Source organism: Streptomyces sp. NPDC031225, from assembly GCF_055570355.1.
On sequence record NZ_JBVIHJ010000052.1, the window covers coordinates 1 to 1,177 of the forward strand.

The following is a 1,177-nucleotide window of genomic DNA, read 5'->3' on the forward strand; positions in this document are numbered from 1 at the left end:
ATCACCGGCGAGGAATGGGACCGCCGCACTCGGTACTCCTACGAGTCGTACTCGAACACCGGCGGGTGGGCAGTCTGAACACCGTCGACGCCCATTGGACAGAGCCCGACCCCGGTGATCGTCCTCACGGAATGTGTGCCTGATCCCCGCTCCCACTTACGAAACCAGATGCGGCGGGATGTCCGGTGTGCTCGCCGGGCTGGTCGATCGGTTCGGTCACTGCTGACGTTCCTCCGCTGTGATTGCGTCTTCGTACAAGACTCCCGGCGACTGGTTCACGAACTGCTGCAGGGCCTGCGTGTTCCCGTCCGGCAGCCGCTCAGAGCCATCGGTTGGACCGACTTACGCCGGCCGTCGAGCATCAGGCCCCGCAGATAACACTCGCCTCACCGCCGCTGATCCCGCCGTGGGACCGAGGCGAACACATCGGCAACGAACTCCGATAACTCACTCCGGAGTCGTTCCGCTTCCCCCAGCTCATGGCAAGAAGATGCCCAACACCAGGCGAGATCACCTGACGTTACGAAGCACTACTAGCCTCGATCTTTCTTGACGGTCCGCCGACGGAGTCGGCGGACCGTTTGGCTTTCGGTGGCTGAGGGTGGGCAGGCTGAGGGCCCGAGTGTCGCGTCGGGTGGGCGCCGGGTTCCACTTTCCCGGTGTGGTGGTGCGGATCGTTGGGGTGGTCGGTGTGGCTGGTCAGCCGGGGCTCGGCAAGGCATTGAGCCGGTCGATTGCCCGGGTGATCTCGTCGGTCCAAGGCCATCGGGTGGTGAAGCGGAGGCAGTGGCGGCGGCCGGTGGTGACGAGCTGGGCGGCGGCGGAGAACAGCTGTAGGCGGAGCTTCTTGGGTTCCCAGCGGCGTGTGGTGCCGGTCAGGGCGAGCATGGGCATCCAGGAGAGGAGGTCGAGTGCGAGGGAGACGATCTCCAGCCAGATCCGGTTCTGGGCTGTGTCGTGCAGGGGCAGGTTGCGCAGGCCGGTGTCGCGGGCATTGCGGATGCGGTCCTCGCAGCGGGCCCGGCGGCGGTGACGCAGTTCGAGGTCGGCGAGCTGGCCGCCCTTGGTGTTGGTCGCGAAGCAGACACCTCAGGCGCATATCTCGTCAAGCTGTGGCGGCAGGTTCGGTTGGGTAGGCGGTGTATTCATCGAACAGCGTGTGGTGTTGGAGGCAGTG

General features: G+C 65.5%; 2 pseudogenes. Both read right to left on the bottom strand.

From position 1 onward, the window contains the following. Window positions 1-267 precede the first annotated feature (267 nt). Window positions 268-476, bottom strand: a pseudogene (locus ACZ48Z_RS43005) (transposase); the annotation flags it as partial. A gap of 223 nt (window positions 477-699) precedes the next feature. Beyond that, window positions 700-1,080: pseudogene (locus ACZ48Z_RS43010) on the bottom strand (transposase); the annotation flags it as partial. Between the last annotated feature and the right edge of the window lie 97 nt (window positions 1,081-1,177).